The organism is Pontibacter anaerobius, from assembly GCF_026241195.1.
Lineage (GTDB): Bacteria > Bacteroidota > Bacteroidia > Cytophagales > Hymenobacteraceae > Pontibacter > Pontibacter anaerobius.
In genome coordinates this window covers 94258-116210 of the sequence record NZ_JAPFQO010000001.1, presented here as the reverse complement: position 1 = coordinate 116210, position 21953 = coordinate 94258, and the positions used below count along the sequence as shown (strand labels likewise).

The window sequence follows — 21953 nt, the reverse complement described above, 5'->3', positions numbered from 1 at the left end:
GTAGATTAGTTGGGATAAGCTCTAAATTTAAAGCATAAACGTCTGTTAAACAAAACTGCCACCTCAGGAATGGTTCCTCAGAGGCGGCAGTTATACTTTAAGACTTCTTCTTTTTACCGAAATCCATACTTGGGTGCTGCTCGTCGTGTGGGGTTATACTTTGGTAGAACCTGGCAAAACTTAGCAGTTCAGCCTCCCCAAACAGTTTCCCCATAAATGTGATGGTGGTGGGCATACCGTTCTTCTGGAAACCGTTTGGCACCACCACGCAAGGATGGCCCGTCAGGTTAGTAACCACCAGATTATTGCTGGCAAAAGACGGGCTGATGTAGACGTCCACATCCTTTAGCGTCTCCTGCATCTGCTGTACCAGCAGCGTACGCACCCGCTGCGCCTGCAGATACTCTACCGCAGGTATAAATCGCCCTGCCCGGAAGATGTTCGGCCACGCATTCTTGTGCTGCGCCACCAACAGGCTGTCACGGCCACTGCGGGTTAACTCATCAAAGGCGGCGGCACCCTCCACGGATATCGTCAGTGTCAGCTCACGCGCTGGCAGGTCTGGCAAAGAGATCGGCACCAGCTCCACGCCTGCCTTTTGCAGCGCATCCAATGTGGCCTGGTCGTTTTCTTTAAAGCCATACTCCTTTGCGAAGTCATCTTTCAGATAACCAACCCGCAGCTTCTTCGGGTTTACACTTGAGTCATAGTTAAACGGCGCATCATACACCGATTGATCTTTCCCGTCTGGTCCGTAGATAGCATTAAATACGATAGCACAATCCTCTGCGGAACGAGCTATCGGCCCGATCTTATCCATAGACCAGCTTAAAGCCATGGCTCCGTGACGACTTACACGGCCAAAGGTAGGCCGCAGCCCCGTAGTTCCGGTAGCTGTAGACGGCGACACAATTGAGCCAAGCGTTTCGGTACCGATGGCATACGGCACCAGCCCAGCCGCCACTGCCGCCGCCGAACCCGCCGACGAGCCACTGGAACCTTTGTTGATATCCCAAGGAGAGCGTGTTTTACCCCCATACCATACATCGCCCATGGCCAGGGCACCCAGCGTTAGCTTAGCTACCAGCACACCGCCGGAGTCCTGCAGTCGCTGCACCACAGTGGCGTCCTCGTCTATCAACTGGTCTTTATAAGGCATAGCTCCCCAGGTGGTTTTATACTTGCGCGTGGAGAACAGGTCCTTCACCCCGAAAGGGATGCCGTGCAGCATGCCTTTATACTTGCCAGCCTTTATCTCCTTGTCTGCCTGACGGGCCTGCTGCAGCGCAAGCTCCTCGGTTAAAGTAGTTACAGCCTCCAGCGTTGGGCCATACTTCTTTAGGCGGTTGAGGTAGAATTTTGTAAGCTCCTCGGAAGAAATCTGCTGCGTGCGTATTAATTCTGCCAATTGCGGGATAGTATAAAACGCCAGATCTTCGCGCTTCCGGGGCAGCTTCACGTTCTGTGGTCGCTCCGCCTCAAAGGCTGATTTCTGTGTCTCAAAAGTATATCCTACCGGAATCGGGTTGAATACCAGCGCTGGGGCAACATTGTTTGGCAGGTTCTGCTTGCGTATTACTTCGTAGCTTTCCTTAAACTCCTCCAGCTCCGAGATGGTCGAATCTAGCTGAGCATCTGTAAAGTTGAGCCCGATCAGTTTCTGGGCGTCTTGCAGCATCGCTACCGTAACTTTGCTTTCTACAACTTTCGCTACAAAAGCACCTGATACAAAACAAGCTGTGCCTAACAGGGCTATGGTTTTGTTTTTCATTTAGGAATATTTTTAAGCTATACAAGATAAGCAATTTATAACAAAAAGAGGCAGACCTTTTAGCCTGCCTCTCCTGTTTATACTTTGTTTCTAAAGACTTACAGCGAGTTGTAGTACGCTACTAACTGCGCCATCTCGGCATCCTCCTTCAGCTTCAGTTTGTTCTTTTTGATGTAGCCCTCCAGCTCCTGGGTATGACCCGGCAGCAGCTGAAGCAGGTTTTTCTCGTTTTTCACCTTCACCAGCTGGCTGCCTTGGGTGATGTAGTAGTTGGTGTACTCCAGCACGTTTTTCGATATCGTAGCTGTGCCGTAGGCTTTTTCCTCCCGTATCACCTTGTGGCTTTTCTTCAGCAGTTTCACTTTGCCGTCTTCCAGCACCTGGTAAAAAGAGGAGGACGAGTGTTGATCAATAGGAGCAAAACCGCTGCGGTATACGACTGGGCTTCCATCAATCTGAAACTCCCGTACCGGCTGCACAAACTCCAACTCCTGCCCCTCCGGCGTCTGAAACAGCAACTGGTCTGCTACCTGGTCGTAGCGCAGCGGCACGTTCTCATACAAGTTGCCATTACCTAACACTACGCTGCCCTTCATCCAGTTGTCGTAGAGGTATGGGGAGCCATTGATGTCTTCGTATTGTGTTTTTCTAATTGGCCTGCCATTTACATCCTCCAGCAAAAACATCTGAGCATTGGCAGCGCCAGCACTCAGCAGAACAGCAAAAAATGCAACGTACAGTTTCTTTAGTTGTTTTCTCATTGATGCTGCAGTTTATGATCCATACTTAAACATAATAAATTATCACTAAAAAACAATATTTCGCATTCCTGAAAGAGGTCAAAAAAACCCGTAGCTGCTAAACAACTACGGGCTTTTAAATTGTGCTGCTACATTAAGCGGCAGTCAAACTATTACTAGTAGCCTGGGTTCTGCTCAATGTTTTCGTTCGCATCTATCTCTGTCTGAGGGATAGGCAGGATTCGTTTATCGCTGCTGAACGGAATCTCAGCTGGACCATCCGGACGTGCCACGATATCACGCTGCAGTCTGTTCAGCGTATGCAGGCGTTCTCCTTCAAATGCCATCTCTTTTCTACGCTCCGTAATAATATCCTGCAGCAGTTGCTCTCCTGTAGACACATACACCATTGATGGGTCTCGCTCTGCTACCAGTGTATTCAGGTAGGTCAGGGCACTTACCTCATCACCTAATCTATAGGCGGCCTCTGCGGCGATCAGGTACATTTCTGAAATACGCAGCACCTTCTTATCGTCACGGTCACCGGAGATGTTAGAGTACTTGTTCACGATGTAAGCCGGGTTCTCGCCTCTGTTACGCTTGCCTTTAATGATCAAGTTCTTACGGGCATCTGTGCTAGCATAGGAATCATACAGCTCAGGATTGGCAAGAATATCACCGTAACCTCCCTGATGATAAATGTATCCTAGCTCATTTGTGCCCATGTTGTCTGTCTCGGTAGAGATTACCTCAAACAGGGTTTCCACGTTTGAGGGTCTTGGGCTAGCCCAGTAGCTAACTAAATTCTGGTAGCTCACCAGCGGAACACCGCTGTTACTGATTACATCATCTGCAAGCATCAGTGCCTGCTCATAGTCGCCCATATTAAGGCTAACTTTCGCCTTCAGTGCCTTGGCAGCAGCTTGCGAGAACCGGCCGGAGTTGCTTGTCTTTGTCATCAGGCCGATAGCCTTGTCCAGGTCAGCCTGAATCTGGGCATACACTTCAGCCACTGAGTTACGCGCAGGCTCAGAGTCCTTATCGGTCTTCAGCACGATAGGCACACCGGCCGCGTTCGGGTTCTCCGTATACGGATCTGCAAAATGGCGCACCAGCTCAAAGTACATCAACGCTCTTATGGCGTAAGCCTCGCCTTTATACTGGTCAACATTTGCCTGATCAGTAACAGTTGTTTGCTCTGAATCAACAATGTTATTCGTACGGGCAATCACTGTATAAGCATCAGACCACAAGCCTGAGATGTTACCTGTGTTTCGGGTGAAGAAATAGCCTTCAAATTCCAGGTAACGGCCAGCGTTGTAAGTAGAAACGAACGTGTTGTCTGCCAGCAGGTCGCCTATCACCGGAATCGTACGCCCATAAAGGTCTGAAGACTGCAGGCCCGAGTAAGTGGCGTACAGTGCTGTCAGCACATCATTATCCGTCAGTAGTGCCTCCCCCGAGTTAATACCCGTGTATGGACTCTGATCCAGGAAGTCTTTATCGCATGAGCTGAGCATACCCGTTGTGAGTAAGCCAGCCAAAAGTATGTTTAAATATCTCTTTTTCATTTTTGTATTCTCTTAAAGTATTACAGGCCCAGGCTCACACCGAAAGTAACTGTCTTAGGAATCTCAATGTCGAAGTTCGTCAAACCTCCAACACCGCCTGCCTCTGGGTCATAAGCCAGCTTGTCATCCTTCACCCAAGTATACATGTTAGTGCCTCTGGCATAAACCCTTACATTGTTCAGCTTAACTTTCTCTGTCCATGTAGATGGTAAAGTATAGCTCAGCGTTACATCTCTCAGGCGGATAAAGTCGCCGCTGTTCAGGATGCGTGTAGATGGCTGGTAGGCATTAGTGCCACCATAGGTGTTTCTTGGCACATCTGTGATGTCGCCTGGCTGCTGCCATCTGTCAAGCTCAGTGGCACGCTGGCCATAAGAACCGATATAAGCTCCGCCGCTGTTCAGGTAACGGTAGTATGGATCATAGATGTGGTTACCGAAGTTGTAGTAGAACAAGGCGTCCAGTGTAATGCCTTTGAAGCTGAAGGTTGTACCTGCGCTACCAAACGTTTTAGGCGTGGCGCTCTTGTCTGTAACAACATACTTCGCCTGGCTCCAGGTGCTGGTAGTCTCAGTCTGCTCTTCGTTAGAGTACCACAGTGGGTTACCATTTTCTGGGTCAACACCTGCCCATACTGGCAGATAGTATGTCTGGTAGTCTTCACCCACTTTTCTGATGAAAGGAGAAACGATTTGCTCATCCTCGATCAGGTTCACGATCTCATTCTTGTTTTTCGTGATGCTGAAGCTCAGATCCCAACGGAAATCTCCTACTTGTACAGGCGTACCAGATACAGCAAGCTCCACACCGCTGTTTCTCATCGCACCAACGTTGTCAATGTATGTGCTATAGCCTGTTGTTCTTGAAAGAGGCTCTCTCAGCAGCAGGTCTGTTGTCTCTCTGGTGTAGTAGTCTGCAGTAACTGTCAGCCTGTTCTGAAAGAAAGCCAGGTCAACACCCAGGTCAAATGGCTTGTTCTTCTCCCAAGTCAACCCTGGGTTACCAAGGCTAGTTGGTGCAGCACCCACCTGACCGTTGTAGTCGATACCATAGTCATAAACATAGCGCCACTCATAGTTACCGATACCGGCGTTACCGTTTACACCGTAAGATGCTCTAAGTTTAAACTGGTCGATCCAGCCTAGATCCTGAATGAATTCTTCCTGATCTACGTTCCAGCTGGCACCAACTGACCAGAAGTCACCATAACGGTTCTCAGAACCGAAGCGTGAAGAACCATCGCGACGGAATGAACCGGAAAGTACATACTTGCCGTCGTAAGTGAAGTCACCGATTGCCAGCAAAGAGGCAAAAGTATAATCAGCCTGCGTACCAGAAGCCGTGATTGGAACAGCACCTACACTTGGCACAATAAAGTTCGTGTTAAGCGGCAGGTTGTTAGATGTTACGTTAGAAGAGTAGTAGCTAGACTTCTGCGCCTCGTAACCGCCTTTCAGCGTGGCCACATACTTGTTATCTTTGTTTACATCCCAAGTATAATCCAAAAGGTTTGTCCATACCCAATTAAAATAGCGGGTGTAGAAACGAGTAGCGCTACCGCCAGTGTTTCTTGCATCGCCATAGAATGGGTTTCTGTAAGTATCTTCCTCCAGGTTGTTGTAGTCAACACCGAATTTAGAGGTGATTTTCAGGTTTGGCGTGATGTTGTAAGCAGCATTGATGCTACCGATACCTTTCAGTGTGTGGTTCTGGTCTTTATCGTACTCAAAGATAGCCAGTGGATTGTACAGACCTGTGAACAGGTTCAGGTCCCCCTCCTCCGTGTAAGGAGAAGTATAAGGCGTCAGGAATAGGGAAGAAAGGATTGGGTTACGGAACAAACCGCTGTTGCCTGGGCCAGACTGCTTGGCAGAGGCGATCATCATGTTCGTACCGAATGTCAGTTTGTCTGTTGCTCTGTGGTTAACGCTCAGGTTTGTAGTGATGCGCTCAAAAGCAGATGTCTTAATTGTGCCTTCCTGATCGAAGTAGCCACCAGAAACGTGGAACTGTGTTTTCTCGTTACCACCGCTTGCAGACAAGTTGTATTGGCTATACTTACCCTGCTGGGAAACCTCATCGTACCAGTCTGTATCTACTGTCTCATCAATACCATAACGGGTAAGAATAAAATCACGAATGTTATCCTGAGTTAGTTGATAAAAGTCACGATATAGGCTATTGTTCAAGTAAGCTTCAGACGCAAGCTCAATAGTTTCCTCTGAGTTAAGCGGGCGAGTGTTCTCGTTGAAATAGGCACGTTTAGAGAAACCAGTCTCGGCGCTGGCGTTGAATTTCGTCTTGCCGGCCTTACCTTGCTTCGTAGTTACCACGATCACACCGTTAGCCGCTCTAGAACCATAGATAGAGGCCGCAGAAGCGTCTTTCAGTACTGTGATGCTCTCAATGTCGTTCGGGTTGATACCTGCCAGTGCGTTGGCAGTGGTTGTATTTCTGGAAAGGTCACCAGAGTTGATCGGTACACCGTCCACTACGTAAAGAGGCTCAGAAGAAGCCGTCATGGAACCGATACCACGGATACGAACCTGCTGTGCAGAACCTGGCTGCCCAGAAGCACCCACAGACTGCAAACCTGGCACACGGCCCTGCAGGGCCTTATCAATAGAGGCTACAGGCACCTCTGCAATCTCTGCAGCCTTGATTTGTGCTACTGCACCTGTGTTGGCTATAGTATTTGTTGTACCGTAACCTGTCACGATTACCTCTTGCAGCTGCTTGTTGTTTACAGAAAGAGCTACGTTTACAGTAGCTGCGTTGCCTACCTGGCGCTCCAAAGTGTTGTAGCCAATAAAGCTAAACGTTAGTGTATTACTTCCCTCAGGCACATTAATGGTATAGTTACCGTTAACACCGGTAGCCGTACCTACCTGAGTTCCTTTTACTAATACAGTAACACCGGGTAACCCCTGCCCGCTTTCTGCGTCTGTTACTGTACCTGATACTGTTTTACCCTGCGCTATTGCCTGCTGCAACAGCGTTACTACCAGAATAAAACTGAGTAGTAGCAGTTTTTTCATAAAGAATAATTAAGGTGAATAAATTGGTTAGATTGTGTTGTAAACCCAAATATAATTATTCAGGCCAAACCAAAAAATTTTACCCGTACATTTTAAGTGAAAATCTTCAATTTCAGCACTATTCACCGCATCACATGCTGCTACACAAGTATAACCCACCGCTCAAACAACACCCCTTACCACTGAAAACCAGAAACTTACACACAAAACAAGCCAAACACAATTGCATACATAAAGTAAAGTTAGGCAGTTGCACAATTTGCATACCACATCCCACCATACACAAAAATATAACTTTCCCTATGCCATAACATTATAACACAGGAGAACAAAGCACAGAATTGAATAATACCTGTGATATAATGGACAGTGATTAAAGATAAATCAACGCCATCATGTAGCACATGTTATAACTTCAATCTTGTTTTCCTGCCGCCATTATTTGCTCCCTATACATAAGGTAGCGAGCAGCTAAAAGTCCTCTCAAACCCTCTGGAAATTTTGTTAGATTGCCTACTATTTACTAGAAATCAGATATGAACAGAAAACTACACTTACTGCTGGCATTGCTATTCATGCTGGCACAGCTACAGCCTGCACTAGCGGGAGGCGAAAAAGATGAGAATGTACTTCTCTGGAAAATTTCAGGTAAGGGTTTGAAAAAGCCATCCTACCTCTATGGCACCATCCACGCGGTTTGCCCCGACAAAATGGTGATTTCAAAGGCTTTGCAGGAAACAATAACGCAAACGGAGCAGCTCTCACTGGAACTGGATATGGACGACCCTAACATGATGGCCCAGGTGATGCAGTATGCCACGCTGCCGGAAGGGCAGTCGCTAAGAGAAATGTTTGAAGAGGAAGAATACAAGACCCTGGCGGAGCTTTTTGCGAAGAGCTACGGCATGGAGCTTAAATACCTTGACAACATGAAGCCTTTTATGATCCAGACCATGCTACTGCCTGTTCTGACGGAATGCACGCCGGAATCTTATGAGCAGAAGCTGATGGAACTAGCCCACAGCCAGCAGAAAGAGGTGATCGGGATTGAAACAGTGCAGGAGCAAATGGCCGCCGTGGACAAACTACCTAATGACATGTACGTGGATATGCTGGTGCGTACTGTAAGCGACACTTCACGGTCTAAGGCGGAGTATCGTGAGATGGTGGAGCTTTACCTGGCCCAGGACCTGAAGGGGCTGCAGGAACTGATGAGGCGTGATTATTCGGAGGAATACTACAAAGCGTTTAACGAGGTATTCCTGGTGCAGCGCAACAAGAACTGGATCCCTGTGATGGAGCAGATGGCGAAGGCCAAGCCGACTTTTTTTGCCGTTGGGGCCGCACACTTAGCTGGCAAGGACGGGGTGATCACCCTTTTGCGCAAGCAAGGTTATAAAGTAACGCCTGTTACAAAATAGCATAACCCCAAAGCATGAAGAGCCAGGCACGGCTGAGGCCGTACCTGACTCTTTTATTTCTGCATAAGTGTAGATAACCCGAGCTGCCCTGGTTAGCTGTAGCGCATCATCGCCACTGTCCTGTCTGCCTCTTTCACGTTGTACTCGTAGGCCAGCCGCTTGTGGTTAATAAGGTCTACAATGGTACCTACAAGGCAAAGTCCTCCGGTAAAAAAGTATAGTATACCTAGTCCTATCTGCCCTACCAGTAAGCGCTGGATACCGGCCACCCCAAAAAAGCCTGCCAGCGTAGTGGCCAGTATCAACATAGGCTCACGGCGACGGGAACGGTAAATACTTGCAAACCGCTGTGCCTCACCCTCTGTCATAGGTTGCACCAGCGTTTGCACATAGCCCATTTCATCCGGCTCCAGATCCGGCATCAGGTGTAGTATACTTGCCATATAGTTTTATTTTAGTTTGTTAGATGATACATGCGTTTGGTGAAAGTATAAAAGAGTGCCACAGCGCCACAACAGCAGCAGCACAGCAGGAACAGCCAGGGGATGCGCCGCCCAGGATGCCTGCCACTCGCCCCGCGCCAGATAGGCAATGCTATGCCCCAGGCCACAGCCTGGACAGCCACTCTCTACTATCCAACTGAAAGGGCAAAAGCTAAAAAGGTGCTCCCCGTACGGGTCCATCAAGGCTAGTATGGTTAAACCCAAAAGCCAAAGCAGCACCTCCAGCGGCAACTTTTTCTCCCACCGAGCCCAACTGTTGCGTAGATTTTTTAAGCCTCCCATCTCAACTTTAGCAATAGTTTGGAAATCCAGAACTCACATTTAAAGTAATACAAAAATATGATATTCAAAACTTTATTGAATAACCACTACGCTCATACTCTTTTTATACTTACGTATCCGGCACTTAACTTATCACAGAAGCTACTGTTTCGGTATTAGTAGTGGTTCTTATACTTGGTGGGATCAGAGCAAGTAAGCCTAACCTGCTGTAAACTCTTATTTATACTTCAAGTGCAACTGTTTATACAAACCTACCCATTCACTTCGGTTTACAGCGGAGTTTTATCATATTCAGGTAAACAGCCTTCACTGTATACAGCCATCTTCAAAAAAAATAGGGCATAAAAAAAAGCTCCACAAAATGGAGCTTTTTTAAGCTTACTATATGACGTTCACAGTTATTCTTTTTCAGATTCGGCGGCTCCGCCTTTTTCATTCATTCTTACCACACCTTCCTGGCCTTCTGCGTTGGTTAGCTTAATCTCATATACCACTTCGGCGTTAGCAGCGCCTTCTTCCGGCGTGATTTTGTGGATTTCACCTACCGTCCAGTCTTTGTACACATCGCTCTTGAGAGCATTCTGCACAGCTTCTGGTAACTGGTCCTGGGTTACTAACTCGCGGTTGCCTTGCTCCTGCACCTGCTCAGTCTGCTGGCCTTGAGTTTGCGCCTGCTCTTGCGCCTGGGCATTTAGTGAAGTAAATCCTAATATGGCTATTGCTGCTGCAAAAAATGTCGCTTTTTTCATGTTCTATTCTGTAAATCCTAATTTGTAATCTGCTTGCTATAGTAACAGAACCGTGCCAAACTCACATTTTTAAGTATAAACCTGACACACAATAACATAAGGCACATTTATTAAATATACAGATTGTAGAATATCACTGGCAGTCTGTGTCCCGATTCCACAAAGTGTGGAATTTTTCCACATCACATGTTTCTACAGATTCTTTTCTCCGCCTCCGGATTCACATAAGCTGTTTTACCTGGCGGGCTAACCCAAAAGCCTGCCCAAAGTATAACAGGTATAACCTAAACTTCTGGAAAAATGGAATGCAACGTAGGACTAGTTGAGCAAAAGGCGCGGGTGCTGGCAGGGCTGGCACTAATCGGTGTGGGCGCTTATTATAATTCTAAACCGCTGGCCGCTGTTGGTCTGATCCCGATCCTGACGGGTATGCTGCGCTGGTGCCCGATTAACGCGGCTGTAGGCTATAGCGTCTGCCACAGCAAACCTGCGGAAACTGTAAACGATGGCGAATGATTATTGGGGCTCCCTGCAAAAACCGGTGCTGGTGTATGATGGGGATTGCAGTTTCTGTAAGTACTGGGTAAACAGGTGGAGGCGCAGAACCGGCGACAAGATTGCTTACGTGCCTTACCAAGAGGTGCCGGATGGCTTCCATGGCATCACGCATGCGCAGTTCAGCAAATCTGTTTACCTGTTTACGCGGTACGGGCAGCGCCTGCACGGGGCCGAGGCTGTTGCTGCGCTGCTGCACCTGAGTGGCTATAGCGTCTGGAGCTGGCTGTACCACCGCCTGCCGCTGGCAAGCACAGTGGCGGAGGCCGGTTACCGCTTAGTGGCCGACCACCGCGACTTCTTCTACAAGTTAACCAAGCTGATTTTTCGCGGGGCCTGATGTTGCTTTCTTGCCGCTTATTTTAAAGGTCAGAAGAACAATTACCCCCGGTGCCAGAGTATACTTACAAGCGGCCAGCCTTACAGCACATGGGAGTTATCATCATATTTATACTTACACTCCTGAACGGGTTCTTCGCCTTGTCGGAGACGGCGCTGGTGTCTGTAAAAAAAAGCAGGGTGGAGCACAAAGCCACCAAAGGGAGCGCCAGGGCCAAAATCATACTTGACCTGCACAAACACCCCGAGAACTTCCTCTCCTCTATTCAGTTGGGCATTACCCTGATCGGGATTGTGGCAGGAGCTTACGGCGGCACCACGTTATCAAATGAGCTTATCCCTTACATCAGCAAAGTGAAAGCGCTGGCGCCTTATGCCTCCCAAATTTCAATTACGCTGCTCGTTATACTTATCACGTACTTTACCATTGTTATTGGCGAGCTGATTCCGAAGACGGTCGCCCTCCGCAACACGCTTGCCATAGCCCTGTTGGTGGCCCCTTTCATAAAATCCTTTACAGCTATTACTTACCCTTTGGTGCGGCTACTGTCCGGCTCCACAAACCTGATCATTCGTTTACTGCGCATAAAACCGAAAGGCGATGCCCACACCGTTACAGAGGAGGAGCTGCGGCACATGCTGCGGATAGCGGGCCGTGAGGGTGTGCTGGAGGTAGAGGAGGAGCAGTTGCACCAGAACATCTTCAGCCTTTACGATCAGCGCAACAGCAACCTGATGACGCGCCGCAACGACGTGCAGTGGATAGAGGCCGACGCCTCCGCTAAAGCCATACATGAGCTCCTTGTACAGAGTCCGCATTCTAAATTCCCGGTTTGCAGGGGCAGCATAGACCATGTGGTTGGCCTGCTATCGGCAAAGGATTTCCTTGCTTTAAAAGACAAGCCAGACTTTCATGTAAGTAAGATCGTGAAACAGCCTGTATTTCTGTCGGAAAACATGCTTGCCGTAAACACCTTGCGCCTGTTCCGGGAGCGCAAGCAGTATATAGGCATTGTGGTGGATGAGCATGGCGCCGTGGAAGGCGTGATTACGCTGCACGACATTATGGAGGCTATCGTAGGCGATATTCCCGATTTGGGGGAGAAAGCTGAGCCCAACATTTTTATCCGCAAAGACGGCTCAAGGCTGATCAGTGGCAGCACCTCTATAGCGGAGTTAAACCTGCACCTGGGCCACAAACTTATACCTGAAAATGAAAAACTGTACAACACAGTGGCCGGGTTTATACTTCACCACATCTCCCGGGTGCCTCACATCGGCGATAAAATAACACTTAATGGGCACCGGTTAGAAGTAGTTGACATGGATGGCGCGCGAATTGACAAGCTCATGCTGACACAAGAAGCAGAAACCCCGTAGTTTAATTAGGGGAAGGGACTAACGCCCTCCTTCAGCAAAACGATGAGGAAAGTGACTCTCTACATTGCAGCCAGCCTTGATGGCTACATTGCCCGCCCCAACGGCGACACCAGCTGGCTGCACAACGAAAAGTATACCTTAGCGGGCGAGGACTTTGGCTACAGCGCCTTCCTGCAAAGTATAGACACCACCCTGATGGGGCACAGCACCTATAAAGCGATTCAAGGTTTTGATGCACCTTTCCCCTACCCTGGTACAACCAACTATGTATTCAGTCGCTCCGGTCACCAAGGCAACGAACATGTGCAGTTTGTGCAGCAGGATGTGGCGGCCTTTGCAAAGGGGCTGAAGCAGCAGCAAGGGCAGAACATCTGGCTTATCGGTGGCGGAGAGATAAACACACTGCTGCTAAACGCCGGCCTGATAGACGAACTTATACTTACCTCTATCCCCATCATACTTGGCAACGGCATACCGCTGTTTGCCAAAGGCGCGCAGGAGCGCCAGCTGCAGGTACTGGAGAGCCAAAGCTATAAGAATGGTTTTGTGCAACTAAGGCTGAAACCGACCTAATAAAAGAAAACAGCAACTTCCAGGCATATTTATGCGTGGCCGCTGCTGCTAATTAAGTTACTTGGGTGAACGTTGTTTTACTTGTATGCTTACGGTATCTCTGGTCTGTCGTCGAGGCTGCAGCTTGGATAGGTTTGATCCTGGTCCTGTCTGTGCTCTTTTTCCAGCCTGTGCTTGCGGGCTATACGCTCTTCATCCATCATCTCCTGGTTAACCGAATCAGTAAACTCTCTGGTGAAGCCTAAGCTGTCACCTACAGTTCTTAAAGTGTAGTTCCAGGTGTCGGATATTCCCAGCCCCTCATTTCTTCTGTGTCTTCTCATCACGTACGCTCCTTTCTTTAATTATGCATTTTTAACGATACATATTTTTTTAATTATTAAACATTTATTTTAAACTCTACACTTTATTATACGAAAACTTCTGACAAAAGTGCACCAAAAGACACCATTTATGTGCAATTTATCAACCTAATGTTGCCATCCCCAATACAATCAAATCCATGCTTACAAACGTTACCTACGGCTCCACCAGGGCAAAACACGATCAACGCAGCCATCATATCTACTAACAGGCAAATAATATCTGTACAAAAACAAAGGCCTGCACAGAGGTAAATCCGTGCAGGCCTTTGATGTACTGATGCAGCTTCCGCTTATTTCTTTTTCTTTGCCTTGGCTTTTGCCTTTTTTGACTTGGCCGCCTTCACTTTTTCATCCGCTTGTTCGGCCTCTTTGATCAGGGTTTTCCAGTCATACTTGGCATCGGCGCTGAAATCGATCGTGGCTTCGTAGTCCTCCTTCTCCACCTCCAGCACCTTAATATCTTTTGTCAGGTATTTCTGAATCTCGTCAAGTATGGGCTTCTCTTCCGGGGCGCAGAAGCTAACGGCAATACCTTTCTCGGTGCCCCGGCCCGTACGCCCCACGCGGTGCACGTAATTCTCGGGCTGCTCCGGCAAGTCATAGTTCACCACATAGTCAACGCTAGGGATGTCAATACCGCGGGCGCTCACGTCCGTCGCGACCAGTAGCTTCACCTCGCCCTTCTTAAACTTACGCATTACGTCAAGGCGGTCTTTCTGCTCTTTGCCACCGTGTATACTTATGGCTTGAATGCCCACGCGCTCCATGGCGGCCACCACACGCTCGGCGCGTACCTTGGTGCGCACAAAGGCCAGAATCTTCTTGTCCGGGTTCTGGTTCACCACCCGCTCCAGGAAGAAGCGCTTATCGTCCATATCCACAAACATCACCGAGTGGTCCACGTTCTTGGAAACCGGGTCTTTCGGGGAGATCTGGATGCGCACCGGCTTGTTCACAAGCGAATAGGCCAGCTCTTTAATCTTCTCGTTGATGGTGGCCGAGAAGAACAGCGTCTGGCGCTGGCGCGGCAGCTTGGTAATAAGCTGGCGGATGTCATGTATAAAGCCCAGGTCCAGCATGTGGTCGGCTTCGTCCAGGATCAGGGTTTCCACGCGGTGCAGGTGGATATGCCCTTGGCTCACGAGGTCGAACAGGCGGCCGGGGGTGGCAACCAGCACATCAATGCCGTTCTCCAGCTTCGCGATTTGCGGCCCCTGCTCCACGCCTCCAAACACACAGAAGGTGCTTACACGGGTGCCACGGCCAATCTCGTTAAACACCTCGGTAATCTGCAGCGCGAGCTCGCGGGTCGGCACCATCACGATACACTTAATCCCGTCGCCGCGCTTGCGGTTCTTGCTGAACTGCAGCCTGTCGAGCACCGGAATGGCAAAAGCAGCTGTTTTACCTGTACCCGTCTGGGCAATGGCCAGCACATCCTCGCCCTTCATAATGGGTGGAATGGCTTTAAACTGAATATCGGTTGGCTTTTTAAAGCCCAGCTTGCTCAGGCTTTTCTTTATCTCGTCGGAGATGCGGTAATCTTCAAACTTCATGGTGATGGTTTATACTTGATGCCTATACATACGGTAGAGCCAGTGTGCAAAGGTACGCTTTCTCTCTGATTCTAGACTTGCTATTTGCTGCAGCCGCGTTTTGCCCCTACGCTTGCCTGCAAGCGTTGAAAATAAAACCGGCTAAACAATAAACTTTTTTGATAGTATTACTATTATACATAAAAGCAAGTATAACTTTGCACCATAAAAGCTGTTTAAGTAAAAGTATAAACCAGAGCGTACACATCAACCACGGGAAAACATGGCTACCACCATCCATATAAACCTGAAGCACCAGTCGTACCTGCGCGAGCCGGAGGCGACCGAACTGGGCAGGAAGATTATCTCCGAAAGTATAAAACTAATTGATGAGCTCGGCTTTGAGGCCTTTACGTTCAAGAAGCTTGCGACCGAGATCGGCTCCACAGAGGCCTCGGTGTACCGTTATTTCGAAAACAAGCACAAGTTGCTGGTGTACCTGGTATCGTGGTACTGGGCCTGGCTGCACTACACGGTTATCTTTCACACACAGAATATCGAGGGCCCGCGAGAGCGGCTGGCAAGGGCCATAGAGGTCATCACCAAAGCCGGCGAGGCCGACGATCCTGCCGTAGTATACATTGATGAGCGCGTGCTGCACCGCGTGGTGGTGGCCGAATCATCCAAAGTGCACCACACGAAGGAGGTAGATGCCGAGAACAAAGCCGGCTACTTTCTGGAGCTGAAGCATTTCTGCCATTACCTGGCGCTGGTGGTGCTGGAGATAAACCCGGCTTACCCCTATCCGCACGCCCTGATGACCACCACGCTGGAGGCGGCGCACCAGCAGCTGTTCTTTGCCCAGCACCTGCCCTCCCTAACCGAGGTGAAAGGAGAGCGGTACAGTGAAACGATCGGATTCCTGAAGCAGATGGTTTTTGCCGCTGTAGACCAACACCTGAATGACCGCTAAAAGATGAATGCTACCAAAACAGATAAGAAAATGACTCCCCTGCAGCGCTTCCTGAACCTGCTCTCGATAGAGCGTCGGGAGATTATGTATATGTATGTGTATGCTGTCGCCGCCGGCCTCATCAGCCTGATGATCCCGCTGGGCATCCAGAGCATCGTGGGCTTTGTATCGAGCGGGCAGGTAACGACTTCGGTGGTGGTGCTGATCAGCCTGATCGTGCTGGCCCTGCTGATTGTGGGTGGCCTGCAGGTAATGCAGCTGTGGCTGGTGGAGTTTATACAGCAGCGCCTGTTTGCGCGCACGGCCTCCGAGTTTGCCTACCGCATCCCGCGCTTTCAGCCGGAGGCCCTGCTGCAGTATAACCCGCCGGAGCTCATGAACCGATTTTTTGATGTGCCCATCCTGCAAAAGGGAATAGCCAAGATACTCGTAGACTTCTCCACGGCTGTGATCCAGATCGTGTTTGGCCTGATCCTGCTCTCCTTCTACCACCCCTACTTCATCTTCCTGGGCCTGATACTGGTAACGGTGCTGGTGCTTATTATCTGGGCCACCGGCGGCAAGGGCATCGACACAAGTATAAAGGAGTCCAAGTATAAGTATAAGCTGGTGGCGTGGCTGGAGGAGATGGCCCGGTCGCTGAGCACCTTTAAGCTGGTGGGCCACACCGACCTGCCCATGGAGCGCACCAACAACTATGTAAAAAGCTACCTGGATGTGCGCCGCAAGCACTTTAAGGTGCTGATGACGCAGTATTACAGTTTTGTGGGGTTCAAGACCTTTATCACAGGTGGCTTGCTGGTGCTGGGCGGCATTCTGGTGGTGCAGCAGGAGATAAACATCGGCCAGTTCGTAGCCTCCGAGATCATCATCATCCTCATCATGACGGCCGTGGAGAAGATCATCATCAAGCTGGACACCGTGTACGATGTGATGGCGAGCCTCGATAAGATAGGCCAGGTGACCGACCTGCCGATAGAGGAGGTGAAAGGTATAAAGCTGGATGAGCTGCCCCTGGATGGCGGCCTGAGCATACAGGCCCGCAACCTGAGCTACAAGTTCCTGGACACCAAAAAGGTAGCGCTGGAGAACCTGAACTTTACCATACAGCCTTCGGAGCGCGTGTGCCTGGCAGGGTTTAACAGCTCCGGCAAAAGCACGCTGATAAGTATACTGCTGGGGCTGCTGCCCTCCTACGGCGGCAGCCTCAGCTTCAATGGCATCTCCATGCACGACCTGCACAAGGGCAACCTGCGCAGCCTCATCGGCGATAACATCAGTAAGGAGCAGGTGTTTGACGGCACCCTGATAGAGAACATCACCCTGGGCCGCAACCTGCCGATGAAGGATATCCTGTGGGCCATAGAACTAACCGGCCTGACGCAGTTTGTGCATACTTTGCCGGATGGCCTGCACGCCTACCTCACCGGCGGCAGCATGCGCCTGCCCGGCAGCGTGGCACGCAAAATAGTAATGGCCCGCAGCCTGGTGCAGCGCCCCAAGCTTCTGATCATAGATAACCTGTGGGCGGGCATGGCCAAGAAAGATAAGATGGAGTTCCTGCGCCTGCTCACCAGTCCCCAGTTCGACTGGACCATACTCATCGTATCCAATGACAGAGAGGTGATGGAACTGTGCGACCGCACGATCCTGCTGCAGGACGGGCACCTGGTGGCCAACGGCAGTTATGAGCAGATAAAGGAGATGGAAGTTGTGCATGAGTTAACCGACGTAATCAGCTAACCTATGGCTACCGAGTTAAAAGAGTTTGATAATACAGAAAAGCAGCACCTGGAGGTAATGGATGAAGTGCAGACGCCGCACCTGGGCCGCACACTTACCTACTGGATCGGGGGCATCTTCCTGGTCATGATGCTTTCCCTGTTCCTCCCCTGGACGCAGAATATCCGCTCACAGGGTACCCTGACGGCGCTTACCCCGCAGGACAGGCCGCAGACCGTGGAGGCCACCATAGCCGGCCGCATCGAGCAGTGGCATGTAATGGAAGGCGCTTTAGTGAAGAAGGGCGACACAATTGCCAGCCTCTCAGAGATAAAGGAAAAGTACATGGACCCTAACCTGCTGACGCGCCTGGAGGAGCAGGTACAGGCGAAGGAGGGAGCCGTGGACGCCAACCTGGCGAAGGAAAAAGCCATGCAGGAGCAGATAAAGGCCCTGCGCGAGGGGCTTACCTTTAGCCTGCAGAAAGCCCGGAACAAAGTGGCACAGACACGCCTGAAACTGCAGAGCGACAGCATGGATGTAGTGGCGCAGCGCACCGAACTGGCTATTGCCGAGTCGCAGTTTGAGCGCCAGGAGAACCTGTACAAGCAGGGCCTGAAGTCGCTGACGGAGCTGGAGCAGCGCCGCCTGAAGCTGCAGGAGGCGCAGGCCAAGCTGCTCTCGCTAATCAACAAGTATGAGGCCACGCAGGCCGAGCTGCAGAATGCCCGCACCGAACTAAACTCACTGCAGGCCGAGTATGGCGACAAGATTGCCAAGGCAGAGGCCGAACTCAGCGCCACCCGCTCTTATACTTATGCCACGCAGGCTGATGTGGCCAAGCTGCAGAACGAATATTCAAGCACACAGGTCCGAAGCCAGTACTATCAGATCGTGGCGCCGCAGGATGGTTACGTAGTGCAGACACTGAAGGCGGGCATTGGCGAGACGATAAAGGAGGGCGAGCCGCTGGCCACCATCATGCCGCAGGACCCGGACCTGGCTGCCGAACTATATATTGATGCGCTGGACCTGCCGCTGATAGACCCCGGCGACGAGGTGCGGCTGCAGTTTGAGGGCTGGCCTACGCTGGTATTCTCTGGATGGCCAGGGGCTAGTTTTGGCACCTTTGGCGGCAAAGTAGCCGTGATCGACAATACCGGCACCAACGGCCGCTACCGCATGCTGGTGGTGCCGGATCCGGCTGCCGAGCCGTGGCCGGAGCCGCTGCGTGTGGGTTCGGGAGTTTACGGTTGGGCCATGCTGAAAACCGTGCCGATCTGGTATGAGCTGTGGCGACAGCTGAACAATTTCCCTCCGGACTATACAGAAGGCAAAGGCGCTTCGGCAGCAGAGGCTAAAAAAAGTACGGCATCCGCTAAAAAGGAATAGAATAAGTATGCACCTTATACGATCACTCACTGTTTTCCTGGCCTTGATTATACTTGGTACGCTCCACACAAGGGCGCAGCAGCCGGACTCGTTGCAGCAGGTGCTTACGCTGCAGGAGTTTCTGCAGATCGTGCTGCAGCACCACCCGGTGGCCTCGCAGGCAGCGCTGCTATCGGAGCAGGCGCGGCAGGAGCTGCGGATTGCCCGCGGCTCGTTAGACCCTGTTATCTCCAGCAAAGTGTACCGCAAGGAGTTTGGAGGCAAGGAGTACTATAACCTTTGGAGCAACACCCTTCGTGTGCCACTCTGGTTCGGGCCGGAGCTGAAAGCGGGCTTCGACAAGAACACCGGCGCCAACCTCAACCCCATGGACTACACCCCTTCTGAGGGCCTGAGTTCGGTGGGTATTTCGGTGCCGCTGGGGCAGGGTTTGTTTATAGATGAGCGCCGCGCCACCATCCGGCAGGCCCGCCTGATGCAGGACATAGCCGAGGCCGAACGCATCAAACTCATCAACAAGCTGCTGCTGCAGGCCACCAAAGACTACTGGGACTGGCTTTTATACTTCAGGCAGGTGCAGCTGTACCAGGAGGCCGTGGAGCTGGCCGGTTTCAGGCTGCAGGCAGTACGTGCCCGTGTGCAGGAAGGCGACCTGGCCGCTATTGATACCGTGGAGGCCCTCACAGAAGTCCAAACGCGGCAGGTGCTGCTGCAGGAGGCACAGCTGGGTTACAACAATGCCCGCCTGCTGGTTGCCACGCACTTGTGGGCCGAGGACGAAACCCCGCTGGAGTTGCAGGAGCAGACCATCCCCGCCCTCACTGGCAGCGAAACCGTAGCACTGGGGCAGGAAGAGCTGCAACAGTTGCTGGAGAACGCCAAAGCCAACCACCCCGACCTGCGCAAACTGAGCCTGAAGGGCGAGCAGCTGCAACTAGACCGCCGCGTGGCTGCCGATAAGTTAAAGCCCAAGCTAAACGCAGAGTATAACCTGCTGCAAAGCGATTTCTATATGAGGCCGGAGGCGATAGACCGCAGTTTTATGGGTGAGAACTATAAACTGGGCCTCAGTTTCAGCCTGCCCCTGTTCCTGCGGGAGGAGCGTGGCAAACTACAGCTCACCAAAGCCAAACAGCAAGCCAACGCCCTGGAGCTAACCCAGACGGCGCGCGAGGTAGAGAACAGCATACTGGCCGCCTACAACGAGTGGCTGGCGCTGGAGGAGCAAATACGGCTGCAGCAGCAGATGGTGGAGAACGCCAACACGCTCCGCAACGGCGAGGTAATCCGCTTCCAGAACGGCGAAAGCTCCCTGTTCCTGGTCAACTCCCGCGAGATGAAACTGATGGAGGCACAGGCCAAACTTTACAACCTTCGGGCAAAGTATGCCAAGGCCCGCACTTTTCTCTACTGGTCTGCCGGAAGTATGGAAGTGGAGTAGTTTGGTTGTTGGTTACTGCTTGCTGGCGCACGCGTCTGCTTGTGCCTATCGCTGGCGCGAGTTTGCAACTCGTGCCGTTTTATAGTGTCGAGTCTCTGGCTCGACTGGCTCGAAGAGCCATACTTATACTTTGGCTATACTTGCTGACCGGTTCTGGCTCAAGCGTCCGCTTGTGCCTTTACGCTTAGCCCCGGCTTCCCACAACTTGATCCAAGCTATCCTTCCTAGCCACTGTTCATCCTCAGTCTTATATACCTATAGTTTCATTTCTGGCCGTGGTGCCCTCAAGGCTGGGAGGCCTCGTCCTCGGGCATCGCGCTGTGTTCCCTCCTGCGCCAGGGCGCTGCCCTTTGGGCACCGGATCTCACAAGGCGCTCAACCCAAGGACTGGGATCAGATTCTGATAGCCGCGGCTGACGGAGCTTGAACTAGGCTCCCTCCCCTGTTCTTAGGGGAGGGTTGGGGTGGGGTTAAATTCCCCTCCTCTGACAAGGAGGGGCAGGGGTGGTTGGATCCGGCACTGCCAAATAGCTGGAGCAGGCCTACACCCCCACTGAACCACAGTCCCAAACGATATACGTTCACGATTCGAAGCCCCGAAAGCATAAAAGGCAAGGACGCTCCCGCCACGGAAAAGCGTAGTTACCTCCCTAATAACCAACAACAAACTCACCCCCTCCGGCCGAACCACGCCTGCACCGAGGTCGCTAGCTTGGCAAAATCGCTGCCGCCGGTGCCGTAGGTGTCGTAAGCGAACTTGAGGATGATGCCGGTAACCACCACCAGGAACAGTACCCGCACAAACCCAACGCCGCGCTTCAGGGCGGTGCGGGTGCCCAACTGCGAGCCAAGTATACTGCAGACAGCCATCGGCACGGCCACCTCGTAGAGCACATAGCCGTTCCAGGCAAAGTATAGCAGGGCCGAAAGGTTCGTAGCCACGTTCACCACCTTAGCCGCCGCCGAGGCCGCCAGAAAGTTGAAGCCGAACAAGCCAATGAAGATAAAGATGAGAAAGCTGCCCGTACCGGGGCCGAAGAAGCCGTCGTAAAAGCCAATGGCCGCACCGATCAGCAAACCGTATAGTTTCTCTTTTGACTCGGTAAGCTTAGGCGCGTGCAGTGAGCCAAAATCCTTTTTGATAAAAGTATAAACCGCCACCAGCACCAGCAGCACGAGTATGAGCGGCTTCAGAAGGCTGGCATCGAGGTGACTCAGGGCACGGGCTCCCAGAAACGAGCAGATAAAGGCTGCCGCCGCCGCCGGTAGTATAGCCAGGTAATTGATTTTGACGCTGCGCACATACTTGACCATCGCCGCCGTGGTGCCTGCTATGCCCGCAAACTTGCCGGTGCCGAACACCGTTGGCAATGGCACGCCCGGCAAAAACACGAGCAGCGCCGGCACCTGAATCAGTCCGCCGCCGCCCACCACCGAATCTATAAAGCCTGCCATAAAGGCGAACAGGCACAGGTAAATAGTTTCTTCCACAGAAGTATAAAGTAAAAAAAGTGGCGCAAGATACAGTACAGAAACCTTACCTGATGCTGCCCTTCCCTAAAAATTTAACATTGCTTTTTACCGAGCCGAATGGCACTTCTGC

General features: G+C 51.2%; 19 protein-coding genes. 9 read left to right on the top strand and 10 right to left on the bottom strand.

What is annotated here, in order from left to right; translation table 11 throughout:
- Positions 1-97 precede the first annotated feature (97 nt).
- From OO017_RS00535 to OO017_RS00520, 4 genes are all read right to left on the bottom strand, one after another.
- The gene (locus tag OO017_RS00535; RefSeq protein ID WP_266050490.1) at positions 98-1771 is read right to left on the bottom strand and encodes an amidase; all 1674 of its coding nucleotides are present in this window, start codon (positions 1769-1771) and stop codon (positions 98-100) included.
- A gap of 98 nt (positions 1772-1869) precedes the next feature.
- On the bottom strand, positions 1870-2532 hold the full coding sequence (locus OO017_RS00530) for a hypothetical protein (RefSeq protein WP_266050489.1): 663 nt from the start codon (positions 2530-2532) through the stop codon (positions 1870-1872).
- Positions 2533-2687: 155 nt separating this feature from the next.
- Positions 2688-4082, bottom strand: a complete 1395-nt coding sequence (locus OO017_RS00525; protein WP_266050488.1) for a RagB/SusD family nutrient uptake outer membrane protein — start codon at positions 4080-4082, stop codon at positions 2688-2690.
- A gap of 20 nt (positions 4083-4102) precedes the next feature.
- Positions 4103-7120, bottom strand: coding sequence for a SusC/RagA family TonB-linked outer membrane protein (locus OO017_RS00520; RefSeq protein ID WP_266050487.1), 3018 nt, complete (start codon positions 7118-7120; stop codon positions 4103-4105).
- A 536-nt stretch (positions 7121-7656) separates the two neighbouring features.
- On the opposite strand from OO017_RS00520, the gene OO017_RS00515 reads away from it, so the two are divergent.
- Positions 7657-8541: a TraB/GumN family protein gene (locus tag OO017_RS00515; RefSeq protein WP_266050486.1), complete on the top strand. Its 885-nt coding sequence runs from the start codon at positions 7657-7659 to the stop codon at positions 8539-8541.
- 92 nt (positions 8542-8633) lie between these two features.
- Here OO017_RS00515 and OO017_RS00510 read toward each other — a convergent pair whose 3' ends face one another.
- From OO017_RS00510 to OO017_RS00500, 3 genes are all read right to left on the bottom strand, one after another.
- Positions 8634-8984 (bottom strand): TM2 domain-containing protein, encoded by a 351-nt coding sequence (locus OO017_RS00510; RefSeq protein WP_266050485.1) that lies wholly within the window; start codon positions 8982-8984, stop codon positions 8634-8636.
- Positions 8985-8990: 6 nt separating this feature from the next.
- Positions 8991-9326, bottom strand: coding sequence for a DUF2752 domain-containing protein (locus tag OO017_RS00505; RefSeq protein ID WP_266050484.1), 336 nt, complete (start codon positions 9324-9326; stop codon positions 8991-8993).
- Between the two features lie 398 nt (positions 9327-9724).
- Positions 9725-10075 (bottom strand): hypothetical protein, encoded by a 351-nt coding sequence (locus OO017_RS00500; protein ID WP_266050483.1) that lies wholly within the window; start codon positions 10073-10075, stop codon positions 9725-9727.
- 300 nt (positions 10076-10375) lie between these two features.
- Here OO017_RS00500 and OO017_RS00495 point away from each other — a divergent pair, with 300 nt between their 5' ends.
- The 4 genes from OO017_RS00495 to OO017_RS00480 all read left to right on the top strand — a co-directional run bounded on the left by OO017_RS00495 (position 10376) and on the right by OO017_RS00480 (position 12922).
- Positions 10376-10591: a YgaP family membrane protein gene (locus OO017_RS00495; RefSeq protein WP_266050482.1), complete on the top strand. Its 216-nt coding sequence runs from the start codon at positions 10376-10378 to the stop codon at positions 10589-10591.
- Positions 10581-10970, top strand: coding sequence for a thiol-disulfide oxidoreductase DCC family protein (locus OO017_RS00490; protein WP_266050481.1), 390 nt, complete (start codon positions 10581-10583; stop codon positions 10968-10970). The genes OO017_RS00495 and OO017_RS00490 overlap by 11 nt, the downstream gene beginning before the upstream one ends.
- A gap of 89 nt (positions 10971-11059) precedes the next feature.
- Positions 11060-12349: a hemolysin family protein gene (locus OO017_RS00485; protein ID WP_266050480.1), complete on the top strand. Its 1290-nt coding sequence runs from the start codon at positions 11060-11062 to the stop codon at positions 12347-12349.
- A 42-nt stretch (positions 12350-12391) separates the two neighbouring features.
- Positions 12392-12922: a dihydrofolate reductase family protein gene (locus OO017_RS00480; protein WP_266050479.1), complete on the top strand. Its 531-nt coding sequence runs from the start codon at positions 12392-12394 to the stop codon at positions 12920-12922.
- A gap of 89 nt (positions 12923-13011) precedes the next feature.
- Here the strand turns inward: OO017_RS00480 and OO017_RS00475 are convergent, their stop codons facing one another.
- Positions 13012-13245, bottom strand: coding sequence for a hypothetical protein (locus OO017_RS00475; RefSeq protein ID WP_266050478.1), 234 nt, complete (start codon positions 13243-13245; stop codon positions 13012-13014).
- A gap of 332 nt (positions 13246-13577) precedes the next feature.
- Positions 13578-14843, bottom strand: coding sequence for a DEAD/DEAH box helicase (locus OO017_RS00470; RefSeq protein ID WP_266050477.1), 1266 nt, complete (start codon positions 14841-14843; stop codon positions 13578-13580).
- A gap of 262 nt (positions 14844-15105) precedes the next feature.
- On the opposite strand from OO017_RS00470, the gene OO017_RS00465 reads away from it, so the two are divergent.
- From OO017_RS00465 to OO017_RS00450, 4 genes are read left to right on the top strand one after another with little or no spacing between them, the layout of a single operon-like run.
- A complete protein-coding gene (locus OO017_RS00465) occupies positions 15106-15795 on the top strand; it encodes a TetR/AcrR family transcriptional regulator (RefSeq protein ID WP_266050476.1) in 690 nt (229 codons plus the stop codon).
- A gap of 3 nt (positions 15796-15798) precedes the next feature.
- Positions 15799-17538 (top strand): peptidase domain-containing ABC transporter, encoded by a 1740-nt coding sequence (locus OO017_RS00460; protein WP_266050475.1) that lies wholly within the window; start codon positions 15799-15801, stop codon positions 17536-17538.
- 3 nt (positions 17539-17541) lie between these two features.
- Positions 17542-18909 carry an HlyD family secretion protein gene (locus OO017_RS00455; RefSeq protein WP_266050474.1) on the top strand — a complete coding sequence of 456 codons (1368 nt, stop codon included), beginning with the start codon at positions 17542-17544 and terminating at the stop codon, positions 18907-18909.
- Between the two features lie 7 nt (positions 18910-18916).
- Positions 18917-20350, top strand: a complete 1434-nt coding sequence (locus tag OO017_RS00450; protein ID WP_266050473.1) for a TolC family protein — start codon at positions 18917-18919, stop codon at positions 20348-20350.
- Between the two features lie 669 nt (positions 20351-21019).
- Here the strand turns inward: OO017_RS00450 and OO017_RS00445 are convergent.
- Complete coding sequence (locus OO017_RS00445) at positions 21020-21841, bottom strand: sulfite exporter TauE/SafE family protein (protein WP_266050472.1); 822 nt, start codon at positions 21839-21841, stop codon at positions 21020-21022.
- Between the last annotated feature and the right edge of the window lie 112 nt (positions 21842-21953).